Genomic DNA, 19,262 nt, shown 5'->3' on the forward strand with positions numbered 1-19,262 from the left:
GGATAGATCGATGAAACTCAGCGCGCGCAACCAGCTCAAGGGCACAGTCGTCGAGGTCGAAAAAGGCGCCGTGAACGCCACGGTGAAGATCGACGTCGGCGGCGGGACGATCATCACCTCGATGATCACGAACGATTCCGTCGAGGAACTCGATCTCGCCAAAGGCACGGAGGCCTATGCGGTCATCAAGGCGTCTCATGTAATGGTCGCCGCCGACGACTGAAGCTCGGGCAGACAGACACGGCGTCCGCTGGCGGTGCGCTCGACCGTCAGCGGGACGCCGTAAATCTCCGAAAGACGCGCAGACGACAGCACGTCCACCGCCGGGCCCTCGGCGATCATCCGCCCGGCCGACATCGCAAGCACGCGCGCCTGAAGCGCGAGCGCCTGATCGGGATCGTGCGTGGACAGGATGACGCAGCGTCCGCTCCCGTTTCGCGCCAGCGAGGCAATCCGGTCCAGCACCGCGAGGCGATTGCCGAAATCGAGGCTGGCCGTCGGTTCGTCCATGACGATGAGCGGCGCCTCCTGCGCCAGCGCGCGGGCGATCAGCACCAGTTGCCGCTGGCCCCCCGAAAGCCGCGCATAATCGCGACCGGCGAGGTCCGCGATGCCGAGTGTCGCGAGCGCCTCCATGGCGATCGTCCGGTCGCGCGCCGAGGGCTGTGCAAAGGTCCCGATCCGCGCGGTCCGGCCCATGAGGACTACCTCCAGCACCTCGAACGGAAACGGCGGGGCGTGGGCCTGCGGCACATAGGCGATGGCGCGGGCGATGTCCTGCCGGGACATGCGGGCGATGTCCGCGCCGTCGAGCGCAAGCGTGCCGCCGAGCCGTGGCAGCAGGCCGAGCAGCGTCTTGAAGAGCGTGGTCTTGCCGCAGCCGTTCGGCCCCAGCAGGCAGACGATCTCGTCCGGACCGAGCGCGAGCGACAGGTCCGCGCCGATCCGCTCGCGCCCGTAGCCGATGGCGAGATCCGTGGCCGCGAGCCTCATGTCCAGCCCCGGCGGCCCGAGGCCAGCAGCCAGACGAAGACCGGCGCGCCAATGACAGCGGTAAGGATACCGAGCGGCACCTCGATCTGAGCGATGGTGCGCGCCGCGGTGTCGACGAGCAGCAGGTAGCCCGCGCCGATCAGCGCCGAGGCCGGGAGAAGGCGTCCGAAGCCGGGACCGACCAGCATCCGCGCGATATGCGGTATGACGAGCCCAACCCAACCGACGACGCCCGCCACCGCCGTGACCGAGGCCGTGACCAGCGTCGCCGCCGCGATCACCAGGAGGCGCGTGCGGCCCGCCTCGATCCCGAGGGCGCGCGCCTCCTCGTCGCCCATCGACAGCACGTTGATCCGCCAGCGGAGCAGAACGAGGGGCAGCAGCCCGAACGCAACGGCGGGAAGCGCGGGAAGAATATCGGCGGAGGTGACCGAGGCGAGCGAGCCGAGCAGCCAGAAGGTGATCGCGGGCAACTGGTCGTAAGGGTCCGCCAGGACCTTGAGGAGCGACGTGGCTGCCCCGGCGAGCGCGCCGATCACCACGCCCGTCAGGACCAGCGTCAGCACCCGATCGCCTCCGCGCACGGCAGAGGCCACGGCCATGACAACGGCGACGGCCGCGAGGCCACCGACGAAGGCCGAAAGCTGAATGAGCACCACCGGCAGCGACAGGAAGATCCCCGCCACGGCGCCGAGACCGGCCCCGGCGGAGACACCCAGGATATCGGGCGACACCAGCGGGTTGCGGAAGAGCGCCTGGTAGCTCGCCCCGGCCGCGGCCAGCGCCGCTCCGACGAGGCAGGCGCCCGCGACGCGCGGCAGGCGGATGTTCCAGACGACGATCTGCGCTTGGTCGCCCGCCTGGCCCAGCAGCGCGGCGACGGTCTGCTCCGGGGTCAGCCCGAACGGACCCACGAGCAACGCTCCGAAGGCGAGCGCAACGAGGCCCACCGACAGAGCACCGTTCAGCCCGAAGCGCGTCATGCGGCCCTCATTCGGGCGGCCGACCCTCGGCCCATTCGAGCAGCCGGTCGAGCTCGGCGTCGCCGAGTTCGACCTGATACCACGTCTTGTAGAACTCGGCCGTCTCATCGCGCAGATCGCCCTCCCACCGCTCAGGATAGAAGAGCCGCGCCATCCATCGAAGGCCCATCATCCGGTTGAGAGACGGCGGGCGGTCGATCCAGCCGAAAGGCGCTGTCGGCGAGAGGTAAACCTCTCCGCTCTGCACCGCATCGACGTCAGCCCAAATCTGATCGTCCCAGACGCGGTCGTAGAAGGTCGGGTCCCATGTCACGACGATTTCCGGGTCCGCGACGATCACCTGCTCGGGCGAGACCTGCACGAGGCCCTGCGTGCGCCCGCCGTCGTCGGCGACATTCGCGCCGCCCGCACGTTCGATGATCTCGGTGTTGATCGAGCCTTTCATTCCGGTCTCGAGCCCGTCCGGTCCGCGCGCGAGGTAGGTGCGGGGACGCTCCTCTTCAGGAACGTCGTCTAATATCGCGTCGATCCGGGTGAAGGTCTCTTCCGCATCGCGCGCCAGCTGCTCACCGCGCTCGGGTTTGCCGAGCACCTCGCCGAGTAGCCGAAGGGCCTCGGGCGTGTTCTCGAACCGTCCGTCGATCAGGATGTAGGGAATGGCCGTCTGCTCCTGCACGCGGTTTGCGAGATCGACATACGTGTCGCGCACCGAGCCAAAATCGAGGATCAGATCCGGCGCGATCTCCAGAACACGCTCGAGATTGGCCTCGCCGCCGCGCCCGGTCAGCCGGCCGGTCTCGGGCAGGTCGCGATAGGGTTCGGCGATGTAGTCCCGTTCCTCGGGCCTGAGGGCGCGCGGCCATCCGGTCAGGGTCTCAGGCGCGACGACGTAGACCAGAACCGAGGCCGGCGGGCCTGCGGCAAAGACCGTCTCGATCTCGTCCGGCACCTCCACCGTCCGGCCGGCGCTGTCGGTGACGGTGCGCGCGACCGCCGGGGTTGCGAGAAGCGCGAGGGCGACGAGGGTTCGGAGTATCATACTGTCACTCTCTCGGAAGGCCGGGCGTATCGAAGCCGTAGTCCGCGAGCACGGCCTGTCCGGCGGGCGAGAGGATATGGAATGCGAGCCGCCACGCGGCGTCCGGCGCATCATTGAGCACCATCAGCCCGTAATCGGCCCCCACGGACAACGCCTCGGGCACCTGCGCGATTTGCAGGTCCGGCACCTCCCGCTGTGCCAGCACGGCGTTGGTGCAATAGGTCAGGAACAGGTCCGCCCGGTCATTCTCCATCACCCAGGCATAGGTGTTGCGGCCCTCCGGCGCGGGCTCGCTGTCCGGGCCCCCGGTCAGCTGCATCGCCTTCTCTTCGAGCGCCTCTTGCGCGCCCGGGCTCAGGCCCTCGGCCTTGCCGAAGAGGTCCCACGCGTAGTCGCCGGACGGATCGGCGCCGGGCGTCGAGGTGCCAAGGCGCGTGCCCTGGGACAGCATGACATCCAGAAGCGTATCGGACGCGATGTCGAGAGCCGGCCGCGCGATCCCGCAGAGACGGTTCCGGGCAAAGAGGACCACCGGGCCGCCGCGTCCGGCCTCTTCCAGGGTGCGTGGGTGGGCCATGTTCGCCGACGCGAAGACATGCGCTTTTGCACCGTTCTCGATCTCCTGCCGCATGAGGCCGGAGGGACCGAACGTCGTTTCGACAGTCGTCCCACTGGCAGTCTCGTAGTCGGATGCGACCTGGCCGAGCGCCGCGCGCAGGCTGCCGGCCGCGATTAATGATACGCTGTCCTGTCCGATCGCCGGGCCAGCACTCATCAGTGCCGCCCCGATGATGGATAACGTCGATAGACGCATGTCGCTCCTCCCCGCATGAACGATCGCTTCCGCTGGCCTCACTCGGCGACATAGTGGCCGCGGGAAATTTTGCAGTCAAACGCAAGGTGTAGCGGCCCGCACACATCTACAAGGACGCTGAGGCCGCAGATTCCATACAAGTTAGTTGTTGAAATCTCCGATCGAGCGCTCAGTGTGGCACATGGTTAGCAATTATCGCGTCGGAAATTTTGCAGCAAATCGCAGATGTCTTGACCTATCTTGATACCGAGCCGGCTGTCGGAAGCCGCCTTCTGCCGTTCGTGGCAGAGGGGCTGACCCTGCGGTTTGGCTATCATGCCGTGCTCGACGGCCTCGATCTTCGGCTCGAAGGGCCGGGCTGCACCATACTCATGGGCCCCAATGGCGCCGGAAAGAGCCTCCTGCTGAAAGTCATGCACGGGTTGATCCAGCCGAGCGCAGGACATGCGACTTGGGCCGGCCATCCCGCGTCGGGCGTGACACGCTTCCAATCGCTGGTCTTTCAGGCCCCGACGCTCTTGCGCCGCTCGGTGGCGGCGAACATTGACTTCGTCCTGAAGACCCGCGGCCTGGATCGCGCGCGCGGGCCGGACCTGCTCGACCATGTCGGCCTCGCGCACAAGGCGGACCAGCCGGCGCGACTTCTCTCGGGCGGCGAGGCGCAGAGGCTTGCGCTGGCCCGCGCGCTGGCCATCGATCCCGAGGTCCTGCTGCTCGACGAGCCCACGGCGAGCCTCGATCCTGCTTCCGTTCTCGCCATCGAGCGGATCGTCTCGGACGCGCGGGACCGCGGCGTGCGCATCGTCTTCGTAACTCACGACGTCGGCCAAGCCCGCCGCATGGCTGACGACGTCGTGTTCCTGTTTCGCGGCCGGGTGGAAGAGCACCGCCCGGCCGCGGACTTTTTCCGGGCGCCCGCATCGCAGGCGGCCCGGGATTACCTCGACGGCAACATCGTCGTCTGACGTTCCAAACCAAGGGGGAAAACCACATGCTCAAACGCGCCATCTGCACATCCGTCGCAGCGCTCCTGCTGACGGGGACCGCATACGCTCAGGACCAGTCCATCATCGTGCAATCGACGACGTCGACCGCAAACTCTGGCCTCTATGACCACCTCCTGCCGATGTTCGAGGAGGAAAGCGGCATTCAGGTCAACGTCGTCGCCGTCGGGACCGGTCAGGCGATCACGAACGCCGAAAACTGCGACGGGGATCTTCTGCTTGTGCATGCCAAGCCCGCGGAAGAAGCCTTCGTCGAAGCGGGTTACGGCACCGAACGAACCGACCTGATGTATAACGACTTCGTCATCGTCGGGCCCTCTGAAGACCCTGCGGGTGTGAGCGGCATGAGCGACGCGCAGGACGCCCTGAGCCAGATCGCCGAGAGCGGCGCGACCTTCGCCTCGCGCGGCGACGACAGCGGCACGCACAAGAAGGAGACGTCCCTCTGGGCCGACACGGACGCCGATCCGACCTCAGGGTCCGGAGATTGGTATCGCGAAACGGGCTCTGGCATGGGCGCAACGCTGAACGCCGGTATCGGCATGGGCGCCTACGTCATGACCGACCGCGCTACATGGATCAGCTTCGGGAACAAGCGGGATTACGAGATCCTGGTCGAGGGCGACGAAGACTTGTTCAACCAGTATGGTGTGATCCCGGTGAGCCCCGAGCACTGCCCGAGTGTGAACATCAATGCGGCGCAGGCGTTCGCAGATTGGCTGCTCTCCGCGGATGGCCAGGAGGCGATTGGCGCCTACGAGGTCGAGGGCCAGCAGCTGTTCTTTCCGAACGCGCCGGAGAGCTGATCGCGGCTTTTTTTGGGGGGCCAGCTCACCTGTGTGCTGAACACAATATTCCAAGCTTCAGGTCGCTCGGTGTTACCGAGCCACCTGAAGCTGCATACTGGTTCGAATGGCGGCTCCTGTGAAGCTGCGTCGTAGCGTCAGGCAATTGCTGAACGGCGGCTCTGGGCCGGCCGCGACAAGCCGGGCCGTCCAGTTCAGATATCCACCGCCTCAGCGATGGCGAGCGCATCTTCGAGTTCGACGCCGAGGTAACGGACCGTGCTGTCCATCTTCGTGTGGCCAAGGAGGAGTTGCACCGCCCGCAGGTTGCCGGTCTTTCGGTATATCTGCGCGACCTTTGTGCGCCGCATGGAATGGGTGCCATAAGCGTTTGGCTCGAGGCCTATAGAGGTCACCCAGTCCCGGACGAGGCGAGCATACTGCCGCGTCGAGATGTGCAGCCGCTCGTGGAACCTCCCCGGCCAGAGATGCTCCGATCCAACCATGAGCGGGGCATCGAGCCAGGCTCCGATTGCTTTCCGTGTCCCTTCGGTGATCTCGAAGCTCACTGGCCTCAGTGTTTTGCTCTGGACGATCGCGGTCCGGTGCTTGACCTGGCCCGCCGCATAGATGTCGGACACCTTGAGTCGCACCAGGTCGCAGCCCCGAAGTTTGCTGTCGATGGCGAGGTTGAAGAGTGCCAGCTTTCGGGTCCTCTGGGCGATCTCGAGGCGGACGCGTATCGCCCAGACATGCTTCGGTTGCAGCGGACGTTTCTGGCCGACGATGCGCCCTTTGTTCCAAGCGGGACGGCAGGCGCGGATTGCTGGTAGGTTGGCGGTAGACATCATGGTTCCTCCGATCCACCGGTCCCCCCACGTCTTCAGCACCTCGCCGACACCCCACCATACCACCACTCCGCGGCGAAAGTCGGCTTTGGGCCCAGAATGACCTTCATGCCGGCCCTAGCGTTCGCGAGTGCAGTAAAACGAATTAGAGCAAATCTACATCAGGAGCAGACATGCTTTATTGGAACGCCGTGTTGGAAACGGACCTTCAAAACTGCGGCTGGCTGCTCGGCGCGCCCTTCGCTAACTATACCTTATGGTTCATCGCGTCCTTCGTATCCTCTGCGTTCTGGCTGCCTTCGGGACGCAGGCTCCCGCTCAGGGAAACGATCCGGCAGCTGGCGCTCCTTCCGTCGTAGCAGTCGAAAAAGCGCCTTCTGACGAGAGCATCGCCGCCCGTTTACGCGGAATTTTCTCCGCCCTCGATCACGATGGGATCACCGTGTCAGTAGAGGCCGGGGTGGTCACCCTAACGGGGGAGATCGCGGATCAGGGTGTTAACGAAGATATGGCAGACATTGCCCGACGCATCGAGGGCGTCGTCGCGGTCAACAACGCCCTCGCAGCATCCGACGACGTCTCACAGCAGATTAACCCGGCATTGGAGCGCTTCAGCGAGCGGTTCAATCAGCTTATTGCACGCTTACCTTTGTTCGCTGTCGCCGCCGGCGCGTTCGTTGCGATCGTTGCCCTCGGGACGTTGCTGGCACGATCGCGTTTTTGGGATCGTATAGCGCCGAACGTTTTCATCGCAGGAATTTATCGTCAGGCATTTCGTGTCGCCGCCGCCACCGTAGGCATCGTGGTCGCGCTTGATCTCGTTGGAGCGGCAGCCCTCCTTGGCACCATCCTCGGCGCCGCCGGCATCGTGGGCCTCGCAATCGGCTTTGCGGTCCGCGACACGGTGGAGAACTTTGTTGCTTCGATCATGCTCAGTCTGCGCCAGCCATTCCGGCCAAACGATCTTGTTGAGATCGCGGGCGATGTTGGGCGCGTTATCCGACTGACCTCGCGGGCGACGATCCTGCTGTCGCTGGACGGCAACCATATCCGCATTCCGAATGCCACGGTCTTCAAAGGACGGATCGTAAACTACACCCAAAACCCGGCCCGGCGATTTTCCTTCGACATCGGCATTGATCCCGATGCCGACCTGGAGGCGACGCGACAGCTGGCACAGTCGGCGTTAAAGGCGCAGCCCTTCGTTCTGGGTGACCCCGAGGAACTCGTCTGGATCGAGAACATCACCGAATCCGGGGCGATCCTGAGGGTGACCGGCTGGATCGACCAGAACGAGACCGGCTTCGTCACAGCACGCGGCGATGCAATTCGCCTGGTGAAAGCCGCTATCGAGGCCGCTGGGGTCGCAATCCCCGATACAACGTATCGCATCCGCCTTGAAGGTGCTGGGAACGCCTCCGACATTGCCGAAAGGACGCAGCAGAGCGCAAGGTCCACGCCACCATTGCGCTCCGAATCGACGGCCCGGTCGGATCGCCAGTCCGAAGAGCAGGCACTGATCCCCCTCGTGGCGGCGGAACGAGAGGAATCCGGCGATCTCCTCGCAAAGGACGCACCACGGGAGTAGTCGGCAAACTCGAAACCCGAGGTTCCGCGTTTCCCCTCACAATTGATAAATGTCATTGGAACTTTCTCCAGACGCGATTGAGGGAACGACCTAGGCCACCTCGCGTTCGAGTGACACGACCTAAGCAGATTTCCAAAAGCGATCGATCAAAGCACGGCCTTTTGCCGTTGCCTCCGCACTATCGATGCGGCGGGCCGACAAGGTGCGTGCTGATAGCGCCGGTCTGCATTGGGTGGTGTCGGCGCTCCATGTGAGGGTCGGCCACATCAGACCTTAGCGAAAGAGGACAGAATGTCAGAAATATACAGAGACGACCGCGACGTCCGCCGCGAGACAGGCGACGACATGAAGCGCTCGGCCGAACGGCTCGGAGACGATGCCCGCGGCGCGGCCGAGCACGCGAGCGCTCGCGTGCAGCAGGAAGCGATGGATCAGGCTGAACGCGCCAAAAGCGGTGCGGCGTCCGAGATGTCGGGCATCGCCAGCGCCTTGCGCACCGCGGCTCAGGAGTTGCGCAGCGGTTCGCCCCAAGAGCGCACCTTCGGCCAGATCGCGGAGAGCCTCGCGGGCGCATCGGACGCCCTTCGCGACCGCGATCTGGGCGAGCTGGCGGGAGATGTGAGTGCATTTGCTCGCCGCAATCCCATGGGTTTCTTGGGCGGTGCAGCGCTCGCCGGTTTCGCGGCAACCCGCTTTGCGCAAGCCTCGTCGCACCCGCGCACCGAGAGTGCGAACGAGCGGTCGGACAGCTCCGCGAGCGCGACATATGACGAGCCTGCGGCGCACGCGTCGACCGCGGCCCCCGCACAATCCACGCGCCCCAACCCAACCCGCGACAGCACGGCGTCGACCGGACCTATGGTCGTGCCCGCGGAACCCAAGACCCCGGGAGACTCCTGATGTCTAGCACTGACACGCAGACCACCGACGGCGCGCGGCGCCAAATCCGCGATACCGGCACGCTTCTCAGCGACGCGCTGCGGCAGGTCATTGCCCTCATTCGCGGCGAGATGGACCTGTTCCGCGCCGAGCTTGACCAGAACGTCAAGAAGGCCGGGACTGCCGTTGGCTTGCTCGTTGGCGGCATTGTCATGCTGCTCGTATCGCTGAACGTTCTCGCAGGGGCTGCTGTGACGGCGATTGCAGAGATGGGCATCGCGCCCGGCTGGTCGGCCCTGATCGTGGGCGGCGCTCTCCTGATCCTGGCTGGCATCTTGGTGAAGATCGGGCAGAGCAATCTCAAACTTGCTTCGCTCGCGCCTACGCGCACGAAGAAAAACCTCGATCGCGACCGCGAGACCGTCGCAAAGGAACTGTCCAATGAGTGATATCCGCACACCCGACGAGATCGAGCGCGAGCTCGAAGCAAACCGCGAAGGGCTGCAAGGCACTCTCCGGGCGCTCGAGACCACCTTTTCGCCCGATAGTATCTTCCGCAGCATCACCGACAATATCGGCCGGCATGGCGATGATTTCGGCAAGTCTGCGATGGACGCGGCCCGCGGCAACCCGCTGGCGCTCGGCCTGACGGCAGTAGGCCTCGGCTGGTTGATGTTCGGCAAGGGGCCGTCCGCTGACCGTCTCGATCGCGAGGCGCAGCACGCCCTGAATGGCAAGGACCGCCACGGCGCGCCCTCGGCTGACCCTTCGGCCCCGCTCACGCCGCGCGGCCCGGTGCCAAAGGGCGCCGCCGGAACGGGATCCACAGCGGGCCAGCGTGCGCGGGCCAGTTGGTATCGCACGGAAGGGCATGTCCGCTCGGGCGCCCAATCTGTGTCGAGCGGTGCGCATTCGGCAAAAGACGGCGCGTCTTACGCGGCGGGCCGTGTTCGGGATCGCTCCTCGGATATGGCGCAGAGCCTTTCCGAAGGCACCGAGAAGATGAACGCCGAGGCGCGAGAGCGGATCGTCGCTGCGCGCGAGCGTGCAATCCTCGCCGGCGAAGAAGCTCAACGAAAGGCGCGCCGTGGCGCAAACCGCAGCGCTGATTTCTTCGATGAGAACCCTTTGGTTGCTGGCGCGCTGGCGCTGGCTGCTGGTGCGCTCCTTGCGGGAAGCCTGCCGCGCACGCAGATGGAAGACGAGCAACTCGGACCGCACAGTGACCGACTTTACGAGGATGCGGAGAAGCTTTTCGAGGAAGAGCGCGCCAAGGTCGAGCGTGTCGCCGGCGCAGCGGCGGACGAGGCGCGCACGATCGGACACGAGCTTCGTGCTGACGCCGACGACGCGAGCCGCCGTCTCAAGGACGAGGCGGACCGCAACACACGCGGAGATGGCAGCGCCGCAGATGCCGCGGTCGACAAGACCGAGGAGGCCGCCGAGCGCATCGCGACCGCCGCCGAGCGTCAGGCCGAGAAAGAAGACCTTGGCCCCAAGCGCGGCTGATCTCTTCCGCCACAACGACATACGAGCGCCCGCGTCCTGCGACGCGGGCGCTTTCCTTTGCGTTGGCGAGGCGTCTATTGTGCTTCGCCGACGTGATCCGCCTTGACTGCGCCACGCTTGCCCATGGGAAGCTCACGACCCGTCGTGCTGTCGTGCCGGGTCTGATGCTCCATCTCGGAATTGATTTCCGCCCCGAGCAGGACAATGTAGGCCGACAGCCAAAGCCATGTCAGCAGAACGATTACCCCACCGATCGCGCCGTAGGATTCGTTGTAATCTCCGAAGTTGCGGACGTAGAGCGAGAAGGCAATGGAGCCCGCAATCCAGAAGACCATCGCGATGACCGAGCCCCACGTGACCCAGCGCCATTCTGGATCCTGACGCGAGGGACCGTAGCGATACAACACCGCGAGGCCGATCACGGTGAGCGCCGCGAGGAGCGGCCAACGGCCCCAGTCCAGCAGTGTCGTCAGCGCATCGGGCAGCCCGAGCGATCCGATCAGCGCAGGCACCGCAACGGTCAGTCCAAGCGATACGAGCACCCCGAGGATCAGGAACACGGTAAGCGCGAAGGACACGGCGTATTGCTTGATCATGCCGCGGGTCTCTTCTTCATCGTAGGCAATGTTCATGCCCTCCATCAGGGTGCTCATGCCTTTTGACGCGCCGTAGATCGAAAGCGCCAGCCCGGCGAGCGCGGCCAAGCCAAGGCTGGTCCCGCCGTTCGATGCGACTGCGCGAGCTTGGCCTTGCAGGATCTCGGCCGCGTCTTTCGGAAGTATCGCCACTAACTCTTCCAGCTGGAGTTCGATTGTCGCCGGGTCCATGAGAAGTCCCGCCGTGGACATCAGCGCTCCGATCGCCGGAAACAGCGCCAGCAGGCCGAAGAACGCAACGCCCGCCGAGACGACCGAGACGTGATCCCGAGACAACTCGCGGTAGACGCGCAGTCCGATGTCCCACCAGCCTCGAGCGGGAATTTGCCCCGGTCGCTCCGCGCGACGTCCGCGTTGATTTGTTTTGCTCATGCCTGCCTCGCGGTTTTAAGACTGTGGTGGCTCAACCGGGGGCCGTGAGACTCGTTCCTACGATGATAATTTCACATGACCAGACCTGACAGGGACAAAGAAAATGGCATTGGGGCCCGTTCATTCTACGCGGATTCATATGCCCTTGCGCCCGCCCGAGGCCGCAATCGCTTGAAGCACCAAATCACATGATGCGGGATGTCGGGATGATGTTTTGCCAAACTACGTGGCGTTTCGAGACAGCCGCAATAGTTATCGCTCCCTCCTTCGCTGAAGGGTTTTTGAAACGACGCCATACGATTAGCGCGTGCGGCGAACAGGCCAAGGGTCCGCGGACCTGACCTTCATCTTCCCAAAATGCTGCGCGGTGGACGAATGGCTGGATTGGTGAAGCTGCACCGCGGCGATCGGCCGAGGACTGAAAGGCAGGTTACGGCCGCTACGTGCGGGCTCGAAGAAGCGCCTGAACAGATCGTATTTCAAACGCAACGGCGCCCGGGGCAGGTCGATGCCGCGGGCGCCGAGTTCCGTGCGCCAAGAAGCAGTTACTCGGTTCCGTAGCTGGCCGGGTCGAGGTTGTCGTAGATCTCGGTGCGAGCGAGCTCTGCGAGGGCCTCCACGTCGGTATGGTCAACCTCCGACAGCAGATCGGCCCAGCGATTGACGATGCGCTTGTAGTCGGCGAGGATCTCTTCGGGGTTCTCGAGGCCCCGCTCGCGCGCGTTCTCGAGCAGCACGGCTTCGTCCGCTTTCACGAACTCGGCCAGCGCATCGCGGAGCGCCTGGTCCGGCTCGAAGACCTCCATGCCGTTCTCGGTGGCCGAGGACACCGCCTTTTCGACATCGGCGTCGAACTCGACCCGGTGCTCGGCAAGGTAGTAGGCCATCTGGTCGAAGAGGACAGAGCGAACCTCGGGCGTCAGGCCCTGCCAGAAGCCGCGGTTGTAGCCCCACTCGAAGCCGGAATAGTAGTTGCCGACCGCCAGCGTGTTCATGGATGTCACCACATCCGACAGCGAGAAGCTGTCGAGGGCGTCGGCAGCCGCGACCGCGCAGTCGAGCGAACCGGTGTCGAGGCCGGTATACATCTCGGACGAGGGGATCGAGACCGGGACCGCTCCGACGAATTCGGCAAAGCGCGACCAGGCGCCGCCGGCCATGCGCAACCGCTTGCCTTGGATATCCTCGTAGGTCTCGACGGGCGTGTTGCACATCATCACGTATTCCGAGGTGGAGTAGCCGCCCCCGAAGACGATGCCGTTCTCGCGCCATTCGGCAAGCGCAGCCTCGTTGGTCAGGCCGAACTCGGTCGAGGCGAAGGCCATTACCATCGGGTCGGTGTTGTAGAAGGCCGCGTTGCCGACGAGGTTGGCGACGGGAAGCTCGGCCGGGGTATATGTGCCAGCGTGGTAGGTGACCTGAGCCACCCCGTCCCGCACGCCCTGCAAGGAGGCAGCCGGCGGCAGAAGCGAGCCGCCGGTGAAGACGGTGAACTGCAACTCGCCGCCTGTATCCTCGGCCACACGCTCGGCAAACTCAACGTAAGGCCCGCGCACCATCGAATGACGCTCGGCGAAGAAGTGGTTGGCGTTCTGCGCCACGGCAGCGCTGGCGAGTCCACCCGCGGCAAGCGCGAGCACAGCTGTCTGAAGTCTCATGAAATCCTCCCTTTTGATGAAGCCTGCCTCACTGCGCCATGAGCGATGGCAGGAAGAGGCTGATGGCCGGGAAGGCGATCAGCAGCACGAGCGTCACGATGTCCATCGCGATGAACCATGTGGTGCCCGAGATGATGTCGCGCAGCCGGACCTCTCCGGCGAGCGCGCTGTGCAGCACGTAAAGGTTGAGCCCCACCGGAGGCGTCACGAGACCGATCTCGAGCAGCTTGATGCAGATGATGCCGAACCAGATGAGGTTCACGTCCGCCGCCTCGAGCACCGGCAGAAGGACGGGCAGCGTCAGCAGGATGAGCCCGATGGAGTCGATGATCATGCCGAGGATGACGAAAAGAACGGCGATCATCAGGATTATGACGACCTGATTGTCCGAGACCGCGAGCATCGCGTCGGCAAGGAAGCGCGGCACGCCCGACAGGCCCATGAATCGCGTGAACATCACCGCGCCGATGGACAGAAAGAAGATCGACGAGGTGGCAAGCGTGGTCTGACGGATCGCGAGCTTCAGCGCGGGCAACGTCAGCGAGCCGCGCAGGAGCGCCACGCAGAGGGCGAGGAACGCGCCGACCGCCCCGGCCTCCGTCGGGGTGAAGAACCCGCCGAAGATACCGCCCAGCACGCCGAGGACGAGAACCGGGAATGGCCAGACGGCGAGGACGAGGCGCCACAGGGCGCGCCTGTCGATCCTGTCCTGCACCGGTGGTGCGAGGCTCGGGTCGAGGGAGGCCCGGGTCGTGATCATGGCGATGTAGACCAACGCCGAAAGCACGCCGGGGATGAGCCCGGCCACGAAGAGCTGCCCGATCGATTGCTCTGTGAAGATGCCGTAGAGCACCATCAGGATCGACGGCGGGATAAGCGAGCCGAGCGTTCCGGACGCCGCCACCACACCGGTTGCAAGCGAGGGATGATAGCGCGCCCGGATCATCTCGGGCACGGCGATACGGCTCATCGCGGCGGTCGTCGCGATGGAGGACCCGGATGCGGCGGCAAAGAGACCGCATGCGCCGACGCTCGCCGACGCGAGCCCGCCCGGAACGCGCGCCAGGAGCACGCGCAGCAGGTCGAACGCTCCGGCGGTGAGCCCAGTGTTGGCGGCGACGAAGCCCATGAAAAGGAACATCGGGATCGCCGTCAGCGACCAGTCCCCGATTAGGTTGAACGGCATCGCGCTGACGATGCCGAGCGCGGCCTGAAGGTTCAGCATGACGGTGATGCCGACGAAGGAGACGATCATCAGTGCCGCGCCGATGGACATGCGCACGGCAAGAAGCGCGAACAGGATGCCGACCCCGGCCCATCCGATGGCCAAGTTGCTCATGATGCGCCTCTCGGATCGTGGTGGCGCGCCGTCGACATGCCACGCGCGGCGAGTATGGCCCGCAGCAGCGACGCGAACGCCGCCAGCCCGAAGCCGAGCGGCAGAACCATGCGCGCCGGCCAGACCGTGATTTCGCGGCTGCCCATCACGACCTCGCCGACCCGAAGCGCGCGCCGCGCATCGAGCCCCGTGCGCCAGGCCATGATCGAAAGGATCGCGGCGGCGGCAATCCCGGTTGCGACAAGCGCCGCGCGTTGAAGTGCGGGCGGAAACCGGTCGAAGAGCAGATCCACCGAGATCTGCTCGTCCTCCATCTCGACGAAGGCCATCGGGAGCATCACGAGAACGATCATGTAGTAGTAGGACGACACCTCGACCGTGCCCTGGATGGGCGCGTTCCAGATCAGCTTGGACACGACGTCGGCGACGATGTTGAGCATCATCAGGACCACACCGAGGCCGCCGAGCAGCATGAGACCACCGGTCGCTTTCTGGAACATACGAAGCATCGAACCTCCTTTCCTCCGCAGGACCGGCTCCCCCCGGACCCGCAACGCCCGTGAAGGGTTTCGGAAGGGCCGCTTATTGACAAATAGCGTTTAATGATCGTCTGATACCGATATGTTATCGCCCAACCCACGGATAGGGTCATGAAGCCCAGCCGCCTCGACGTCAGGCATCTGCGATACGCTATAGCCGTCGCCGACGCCGGCGGCTTCCGTCGAGCGGCCGAGCTGCTCAATATCGCGCAGCCCGCGATATCGAAGAGCGTGAAGGATGCCGAGGCGGATCTCGGCTTCACGATCTTCGACCGCTCGGGCGCAGTGGTCGCGCCGACCGACGCAGGTCGGACCTTCCTCGAAGACGCCCGGCTCGCCGTATCGCAGTTCGAGCGCGCCATTCGCGCCTCACGGCGCAACGTCGAAGGATCCCGCGGCCACGTCATCGTGGGCTATTCCGCGCTCGCGACGTCGCCCGATATCTCGGAGGGACTCGACAGGTTTCACGCCGCCTCGCCCGGCGTTCAGGTCGAGATGCACGTCATGTCCACCGACAACATGCTGAAATCCCTACGTAGTGGGGCGATCGACATCGGGTTCCTCCTGTCTCATCCGAGCACCAAGCACCCGGCGATCGAGCAGTCGATCATATGGTCGTCTCAGATCGGCATTGTCGCGCCGCGCGGCAAAGCCCCGGTCACGTCTGACGCGCTCTCGCGGGCAGACCTCGTCATGGGAGTACGGGAAAATTGGCGGTCCTGGCGGCTTCTGCTCGACACCGCGTTCGCCGGGGTCGGGATTGCGCCCCGCGTCGTGGACGAAGCGTGGGATGTGCAGGTCATCTTTCAGCGCGTGGCTGAGGGGCGGGGCGTCACGCTCTTTCCCATGACCGCTGCGGAGAGCCTTCCGGCCTCGCTAGAGGCGCAGATCGTGCCGGACTTCCCGGCGAAGGCTGGCATCGCTATGGCGTGGAGCGCATCGGCCGACACGGGCTTGCTGCGCTCGTTCCGAACGCATTTCTCGGCGTAGTGATATCGAAGCGTTATCGCTCGATCACGTAAGACTATTTGTCCCGGTGTCGCCATGCGGTCCAAATGCAGCCATGGACCAGACGTCGCAGCCCGCGTTCGATGCGCCCGAAGCTCAACCGTTCCTGTTCGAGGGCGGTCCGACGGGCGTTCTGATGCTTCACGGCTTCACCAGCACGCCCCAGAGTGTCCGGCGCGTTGCGCAATCGGTCCACGATCTGACCGGCGCGACAGTCATGGGACCTCTTCTGGCCGGTCACGGGACCTCGGCCGACGATCTGGCCCGGACAACCCATCAGGATTGGGTCGATTCGGCCGAGGCTGCGATGCGGGCCCTGCAGATGCGATGCCAGCGGATTTTCATCGGAGGGCTGTCGCTGGGCGCGACCATCGCTCTCAATATCGCGGCTCGGCAGCGGGACTCGATCGACGGCGTCTTCAGCATCAACGGTTCAACAGGTCTCTACCGGCCTGAGGTCGTGGCGCCGCTCTACGATCCCGCGGCGCCGGAATTCGTTTCGGGGATCGGCAGTGATATCGCCAAGGAGGGCGAGCGGGAACTTTGCTATGACCGCATCCCGCACGTCACGCTCCAGCAACGGTTTCTGCTGACGAACGCGACGGGGGCGCTCCTGCCGCTCATTCGCCAGCGCTTGCTAATCATGCAATCCCGGACGGATCATGTGGTCGCGCCCGAGAACGCTACGCATATCGCGACCCGCGTCTCCTCGGACGACATCCGGCTGTTCTGGATGCGGCGGTCGTGGCATGTCGCAACCCTCGATCACGATGCCGACGCGATCGCGTCTAACGTGAGCAGGCTCAGTTCCGGTAAATAGAGCATTGACTGTGTCGATCCTCTGAGGCCTCCGCTGTCTGTTCTTAGGCTCAGGACCCATTGATCAGAACGGCTTCGCGTGATTCAGCCTCCGCTCGAAGGAGGCTGACGATGAGCGATCTTTTCTGGCTGACCGACGCGCAGATGGAACGGCTGCGGCCCTACTTTCCGAAGTCGCATGGCAAGCCGCGGGTTGATGACAAGCGTGTTCTGAGCGGGATTATTTTTGTCAATCGCAACGGCTTGAGGTGGCGGGATGCGCCGCGTGAATACGGCCCGCACAAGACCCTCTACAACCGCTGGATCAGGTGGAGCCGCATGGGCGTGTTCGCCCGGATCATGGAGGGGCTCGCCGCCGAGCAGTCCGATTGCCGGACGATCATGATCGACGCGACCTATCTGAAGGCGCACCGGACGGCCTCGAGCCTGCAGGCTGAAAAGGGGGCGTGGCCGCCTGATCGGCCGGACCAAGGGCGGCATGAACTTAAAACTGCATGCCGTGACCGACCGGGATGGACGGCCTGTCCGCCTCTTCGTGACCGCCGGCCAGGTCAGCGACTACAAGGGCGCGCTCGCGCTACAGAGCCAACTGCCTCAGGCGGACTGGCTGATCGCCGACCGCGGATACGATGCCGACTGGTTCCGTAACGCGTTGTCAGACAGCAAAATTCGCGCCTGTATTCCGCCACGCACGTCGCGCACGGCCCCGGTTAAACACGACAAGCGCCGATACCGGCGCCGCCACCGCATCGAGATCATGTTCGGCCGCATCAAGGACTGGCGCCGAATTGCCACTCATCACGACCGATGCCCCAAGGTCTTCCTCTCGGCCATCGCGCTCGCTGCGACCGTCATCTACTGGTTATGAGATGCCGTAACGGGGCCTGCGCCATGCGCCGCCCGTTGCCGCTTGCCAGCTGTCGCGCGAGCTGTCGCCGTTCCCGTATCGCACCCTGGAGGAGGATCACGGGATGAGACTGTTTGTCGGACTGGACGTATCGCTGGAGAAGACCGCCGTCTGCGTGCTGAACGAGCACGGGAGGATCGTGAAGGAGGCGGAGGTGGCCAGCGAACCCGAGGCGCTCGCGCGCTGGATTGCCACCCAGCCGGGCAGCATTGCTGCCGTTGGCCTCGAAGCCGGACCGCTGTCTCAGTGGCTGCATCGGGGGCTTTCGACCGCCGGCCTCGACGTGGTGCTGATGGAAACGCGCCAGGTGAAAGGCGCGCTGAAGGCGATGCCGATCAAGACCGACAGGCGGGACGCCGAGGGCATCGCGCGGTTGCTGCATCTTGGGTGGTTCCGTCCGGTTCACTGCAAATCCGTCTCGGCGCAAGAAGTTCGGGCGCTGCTGTCGGCACGCAAGGCGGTACAGCAGAGCATGATCTCGCTGGAGATGTCGCTGCGCGGCCTGCTGCGGAACTTCGGCCTCAAGGTCGGCGCGATCTCCAGAGGTCGCTTCGAGTGTCGTATTCGAGAGTTGGCGGCAGGCAACGCGATGCTGGAAGCTGCGACCGAACCAATGCTTCGTGGCCGCGCAGCCCTGCGCCGCGAACTGGCCGAGTTCGAGCGACGCGTTCGTGGTCTCGCCCAAGGCGATGAGGTGTGCCGGCGCCTGATGTCCATGCCGGGGATCGGCGCAGTCGTGGCGCTGACGTTCCGCTCTGCGGTCGATGACCCGGCCCGGTTCACTTCTTCAAGGAAGGTCGGGCCTTGGGCCGGTCTGACGCCCTCGCGCAACCAGTCCGGCGAGCGGGACGTCTCGGGCCACATCACCAAGGCGGGAGATGCCAATCTGCGCCGGGCCTTGTGCCAGGCCGCAACCGTCATGATGAACCGCGGGCCGTCAACTTGGCTCCGAACCTGGGCCGTGCAGGTCGCCCGCCGCCGCGGCCGCAAGTGCGCGATGGTCGCGCTGGCCCGACGGATTGCCGTTGTGCTGCACCGAATGTGGCGTGATGGGACGGTCTTCCAGGCGGAGGCGCCGATCAGTCACGCGGCATGACATTGTGAGTTCCCATCGGCTACCTGCCTGACCGCAGGTCTTCGAGGTCCCCAGGGACGTGGTTCCGATGATGTCGCGCTCAGGACTGATGCCGGCCCCGCCGAGCACGCCTATGAGATGGACACATCGGAATTGCACCGAACCCGCATCTTGATGGCAGCCCTCGCGCTGACCACGGACCGAAGCATGCACCCGGGGTGATCTCGCAGCAGAGAAGACAGCGCCGGCAGAGCGGCTCGAGACCATCGAAAACTATACCCGCAGGCCGGCGGGCAATCTCGTGTGGCCGAAACCGCTTGACCGCACCGGCCCCGTTACCGAAGTCCTGAGCCTTCTGTATCTCAGGTTCGCTATTCTGTCCCCGTCACCAACCTCGGCCAAGGTTGGTGACGGGGCGGTGTTTGGCGTCTGAGCCTTGTGGCCTGA

The 19,262-nt window shown here is 64.8% G+C and carries 20 protein-coding genes; 11 read left to right on the top strand and 9 right to left on the bottom strand.

The window, feature by feature from the left end:
• Nucleotides 1-10: 10 nt before the first annotated feature.
• Nucleotides 11-223: a TOBE domain-containing protein gene (locus BMX29_RS14200; RefSeq protein ID WP_092813945.1), complete on the top strand. Its 213-nt coding sequence runs from the start codon at nt 11-13 to the stop codon at nt 221-223.
• Here BMX29_RS14200 and BMX29_RS14205 read toward each other — a convergent pair.
• Genes BMX29_RS14205 through BMX29_RS14220 form a run of 4 tightly spaced genes read right to left on the bottom strand, consistent with a single transcriptional unit; the run spans nt 196 to nt 3,829 of the window.
• Nucleotides 196-993, bottom strand: a complete 798-nt coding sequence (locus tag BMX29_RS14205; protein ID WP_092813947.1) for an ABC transporter ATP-binding protein — start codon at nt 991-993, stop codon at nt 196-198. The genes BMX29_RS14200 and BMX29_RS14205 overlap by 28 nt on opposite strands.
• Nucleotides 990-1,976 carry a FecCD family ABC transporter permease gene (locus BMX29_RS14210; RefSeq protein ID WP_092813950.1) on the bottom strand — a complete coding sequence of 329 codons (987 nt, stop codon included), beginning with the start codon at nt 1,974-1,976 and terminating at the stop codon, nt 990-992. The genes BMX29_RS14205 and BMX29_RS14210 overlap by 4 nt, the downstream gene beginning before the upstream one ends.
• Nucleotides 1,977-1,983: 7 nt before the next feature.
• On the bottom strand, nt 1,984-3,015 hold the full coding sequence (locus BMX29_RS14215) for an iron ABC transporter substrate-binding protein (protein WP_092813953.1): 1,032 nt from the start codon (nt 3,013-3,015) through the stop codon (nt 1,984-1,986).
• Between the two features lie 4 nt (nt 3,016-3,019).
• Nucleotides 3,020-3,829: a molybdate ABC transporter substrate-binding protein gene (locus BMX29_RS14220; RefSeq protein WP_092813956.1), complete on the bottom strand. Its 810-nt coding sequence runs from the start codon at nt 3,827-3,829 to the stop codon at nt 3,020-3,022.
• A 230-nt stretch (nt 3,830-4,059) separates the two neighbouring features.
• Here BMX29_RS14220 and BMX29_RS14225 point away from each other — a divergent pair, with 230 nt between their 5' ends.
• The gene (locus BMX29_RS14225) at nt 4,060-4,794 is read left to right on the top strand and encodes an ATP-binding cassette domain-containing protein (protein WP_244889242.1); all 735 of its coding nucleotides are present in this window, start codon (nt 4,060-4,062) and stop codon (nt 4,792-4,794) included.
• A gap of 26 nt (nt 4,795-4,820) precedes the next feature.
• A complete protein-coding gene (locus BMX29_RS14230; protein ID WP_092813962.1) occupies nt 4,821-5,639 on the top strand; it encodes an ABC transporter substrate-binding protein in 819 nt (272 codons plus the stop codon).
• A gap of 194 nt (nt 5,640-5,833) precedes the next feature.
• Here BMX29_RS14230 and BMX29_RS14235 read toward each other — a convergent pair whose 3' ends face one another.
• The gene (locus tag BMX29_RS14235) at nt 5,834-6,466 is read right to left on the bottom strand and encodes a tyrosine-type recombinase/integrase (RefSeq protein WP_092814003.1); all 633 of its coding nucleotides are present in this window, start codon (nt 6,464-6,466) and stop codon (nt 5,834-5,836) included.
• 256 nt (nt 6,467-6,722) lie between these two features.
• Between BMX29_RS14235 and BMX29_RS14240 the strand changes: the two genes are divergently transcribed.
• The 4 genes from BMX29_RS14240 to BMX29_RS14255 all read left to right on the top strand — a co-directional run bounded on the left by BMX29_RS14240 (nt 6,723) and on the right by BMX29_RS14255 (nt 10,442).
• Nucleotides 6,723-8,054 (top strand): mechanosensitive ion channel family protein, encoded by a 1,332-nt coding sequence (locus BMX29_RS14240; protein ID WP_043847511.1) that lies wholly within the window; start codon nt 6,723-6,725, stop codon nt 8,052-8,054.
• A gap of 345 nt (nt 8,055-8,399) precedes the next feature.
• Nucleotides 8,400-8,954: a hypothetical protein gene (locus BMX29_RS19650; RefSeq protein WP_244889243.1), complete on the top strand. Its 555-nt coding sequence runs from the start codon at nt 8,400-8,402 to the stop codon at nt 8,952-8,954.
• Nucleotides 8,954-9,382: a phage holin family protein gene (locus tag BMX29_RS14250; RefSeq protein ID WP_051487988.1), complete on the top strand. Its 429-nt coding sequence runs from the start codon at nt 8,954-8,956 to the stop codon at nt 9,380-9,382. The genes BMX29_RS19650 and BMX29_RS14250 overlap by 1 nt, the downstream gene beginning before the upstream one ends.
• Nucleotides 9,300-10,442 (top strand): DUF3618 domain-containing protein, encoded by a 1,143-nt coding sequence (locus BMX29_RS14255; RefSeq protein ID WP_139197016.1) that lies wholly within the window; start codon nt 9,300-9,302, stop codon nt 10,440-10,442. Before BMX29_RS14250 ends, BMX29_RS14255 begins: the two co-directional genes overlap by 83 nt.
• Nucleotides 10,443-10,516: 74 nt before the next feature.
• Here BMX29_RS14255 and BMX29_RS14260 read toward each other — a convergent pair whose 3' ends face one another.
• From BMX29_RS14260 to BMX29_RS14275, 4 genes are all read right to left on the bottom strand, one after another.
• Nucleotides 10,517-11,470, bottom strand: coding sequence for a YihY/virulence factor BrkB family protein (locus BMX29_RS14260; protein WP_092813967.1), 954 nt, complete (start codon nt 11,468-11,470; stop codon nt 10,517-10,519).
• A 545-nt stretch (nt 11,471-12,015) separates the two neighbouring features.
• On the bottom strand, nt 12,016-13,128 hold the full coding sequence (locus BMX29_RS14265) for a C4-dicarboxylate TRAP transporter substrate-binding protein (protein ID WP_092813970.1): 1,113 nt from the start codon (nt 13,126-13,128) through the stop codon (nt 12,016-12,018).
• 28 nt (nt 13,129-13,156) lie between these two features.
• Complete coding sequence (locus tag BMX29_RS14270) at nt 13,157-14,467, bottom strand: TRAP transporter large permease (RefSeq protein ID WP_092813973.1); 1,311 nt, start codon at nt 14,465-14,467, stop codon at nt 13,157-13,159.
• Nucleotides 14,464-14,976, bottom strand: coding sequence for a TRAP transporter small permease subunit (locus BMX29_RS14275; RefSeq protein ID WP_092813976.1), 513 nt, complete (start codon nt 14,974-14,976; stop codon nt 14,464-14,466). Before BMX29_RS14275 ends, BMX29_RS14270 begins: the two co-directional genes overlap by 4 nt.
• Nucleotides 14,977-15,117: 141 nt before the next feature.
• On the opposite strand from BMX29_RS14275, the gene BMX29_RS14280 reads away from it, so the two are divergent.
• The 4 genes from BMX29_RS14280 to BMX29_RS14295 all read left to right on the top strand — a co-directional run bounded on the left by BMX29_RS14280 (nt 15,118) and on the right by BMX29_RS14295 (nt 18,836).
• Complete coding sequence (locus BMX29_RS14280) at nt 15,118-15,996, top strand: LysR family transcriptional regulator (RefSeq protein WP_092813979.1); 879 nt, start codon at nt 15,118-15,120, stop codon at nt 15,994-15,996.
• 73 nt (nt 15,997-16,069) lie between these two features.
• A complete protein-coding gene (locus tag BMX29_RS14285) occupies nt 16,070-16,834 on the top strand; it encodes an alpha/beta hydrolase (protein WP_092813982.1) in 765 nt (254 codons plus the stop codon).
• 110 nt (nt 16,835-16,944) lie between these two features.
• Nucleotides 16,945-17,701, top strand: a protein-coding gene (locus BMX29_RS14290; protein WP_092813985.1) for an IS5 family transposase whose coding sequence is annotated in 2 segments (ribosomal slippage) — nt 16,945-17,276 and nt 17,275-17,701 — 759 coding nt in all. Because the reading frame shifts where the segments join, the coding sequence is not laid out codon by codon here.
• 103 nt (nt 17,702-17,804) lie between these two features.
• Nucleotides 17,805-18,836: an IS110 family RNA-guided transposase gene (locus BMX29_RS14295; RefSeq protein ID WP_092813988.1), complete on the top strand. Its 1,032-nt coding sequence runs from the start codon at nt 17,805-17,807 to the stop codon at nt 18,834-18,836.
• Nucleotides 18,837-19,262: the final 426 nt, after the last annotated feature.

Origin of the sequence: Roseivivax marinus (assembly GCF_900109705.1) — a bacterium.
Classification (GTDB): Bacteria; Pseudomonadota; Alphaproteobacteria; order Rhodobacterales; family Rhodobacteraceae; genus Roseivivax; species Roseivivax marinus.

Coding starts and splice junctions, on each gene's coding strand:
- BMX29_RS14200 (WP_092813945.1), top strand. CDS start 11: ATGAAACTCAGCGCGCGCAACCAGCTCAAGGGCACAGTCGTCGAGGTC.
- BMX29_RS14210 (WP_092813950.1), bottom strand. CDS start 1,976: ATGACGCGCTTCGGGCTGAACGGTGCTCTGTCGGTGGGCCTCGTTGCG.
- BMX29_RS14280 (WP_092813979.1), top strand. CDS start 15,118: ATGAAGCCCAGCCGCCTCGACGTCAGGCATCTGCGATACGCTATAGCC.
- BMX29_RS14240 (WP_043847511.1), top strand. CDS start 6,723: ATGGTTCATCGCGTCCTTCGTATCCTCTGCGTTCTGGCTGCCTTCGGG.
- BMX29_RS14260 (WP_092813967.1), bottom strand. CDS start 11,470: ATGAGCAAAACAAATCAACGCGGACGTCGCGCGGAGCGACCGGGGCAA.
- BMX29_RS14215 (WP_092813953.1), bottom strand. CDS start 3,015: ATGATACTCCGAACCCTCGTCGCCCTCGCGCTTCTCGCAACCCCGGCG.
- BMX29_RS19650 (WP_244889243.1), top strand. CDS start 8,400: ATGAAGCGCTCGGCCGAACGGCTCGGAGACGATGCCCGCGGCGCGGCC.
- BMX29_RS14220 (WP_092813956.1), bottom strand. CDS start 3,829: ATGCGTCTATCGACGTTATCCATCATCGGGGCGGCACTGATGAGTGCT.
- BMX29_RS14285 (WP_092813982.1), top strand. CDS start 16,070: ATGGACCAGACGTCGCAGCCCGCGTTCGATGCGCCCGAAGCTCAACCG.
- BMX29_RS14205 (WP_092813947.1), bottom strand. CDS start 993: ATGAGGCTCGCGGCCACGGATCTCGCCATCGGCTACGGGCGCGAGCGG.
- BMX29_RS14250 (WP_051487988.1), top strand. CDS start 8,954: ATGTCTAGCACTGACACGCAGACCACCGACGGCGCGCGGCGCCAAATC.
- BMX29_RS14270 (WP_092813973.1), bottom strand. CDS start 14,467: ATGAGCAACTTGGCCATCGGATGGGCCGGGGTCGGCATCCTGTTCGCG.
- BMX29_RS14235 (WP_092814003.1), bottom strand. CDS start 6,466: ATGTCTACCGCCAACCTACCAGCAATCCGCGCCTGCCGTCCCGCTTGG.
- BMX29_RS14230 (WP_092813962.1), top strand. CDS start 4,821: ATGCTCAAACGCGCCATCTGCACATCCGTCGCAGCGCTCCTGCTGACG.
- BMX29_RS14265 (WP_092813970.1), bottom strand. CDS start 13,128: ATGAGACTTCAGACAGCTGTGCTCGCGCTTGCCGCGGGTGGACTCGCC.
- BMX29_RS14275 (WP_092813976.1), bottom strand. CDS start 14,976: ATGCTTCGTATGTTCCAGAAAGCGACCGGTGGTCTCATGCTGCTCGGC.
- BMX29_RS14295 (WP_092813988.1), top strand. CDS start 17,805: ATGAGACTGTTTGTCGGACTGGACGTATCGCTGGAGAAGACCGCCGTC.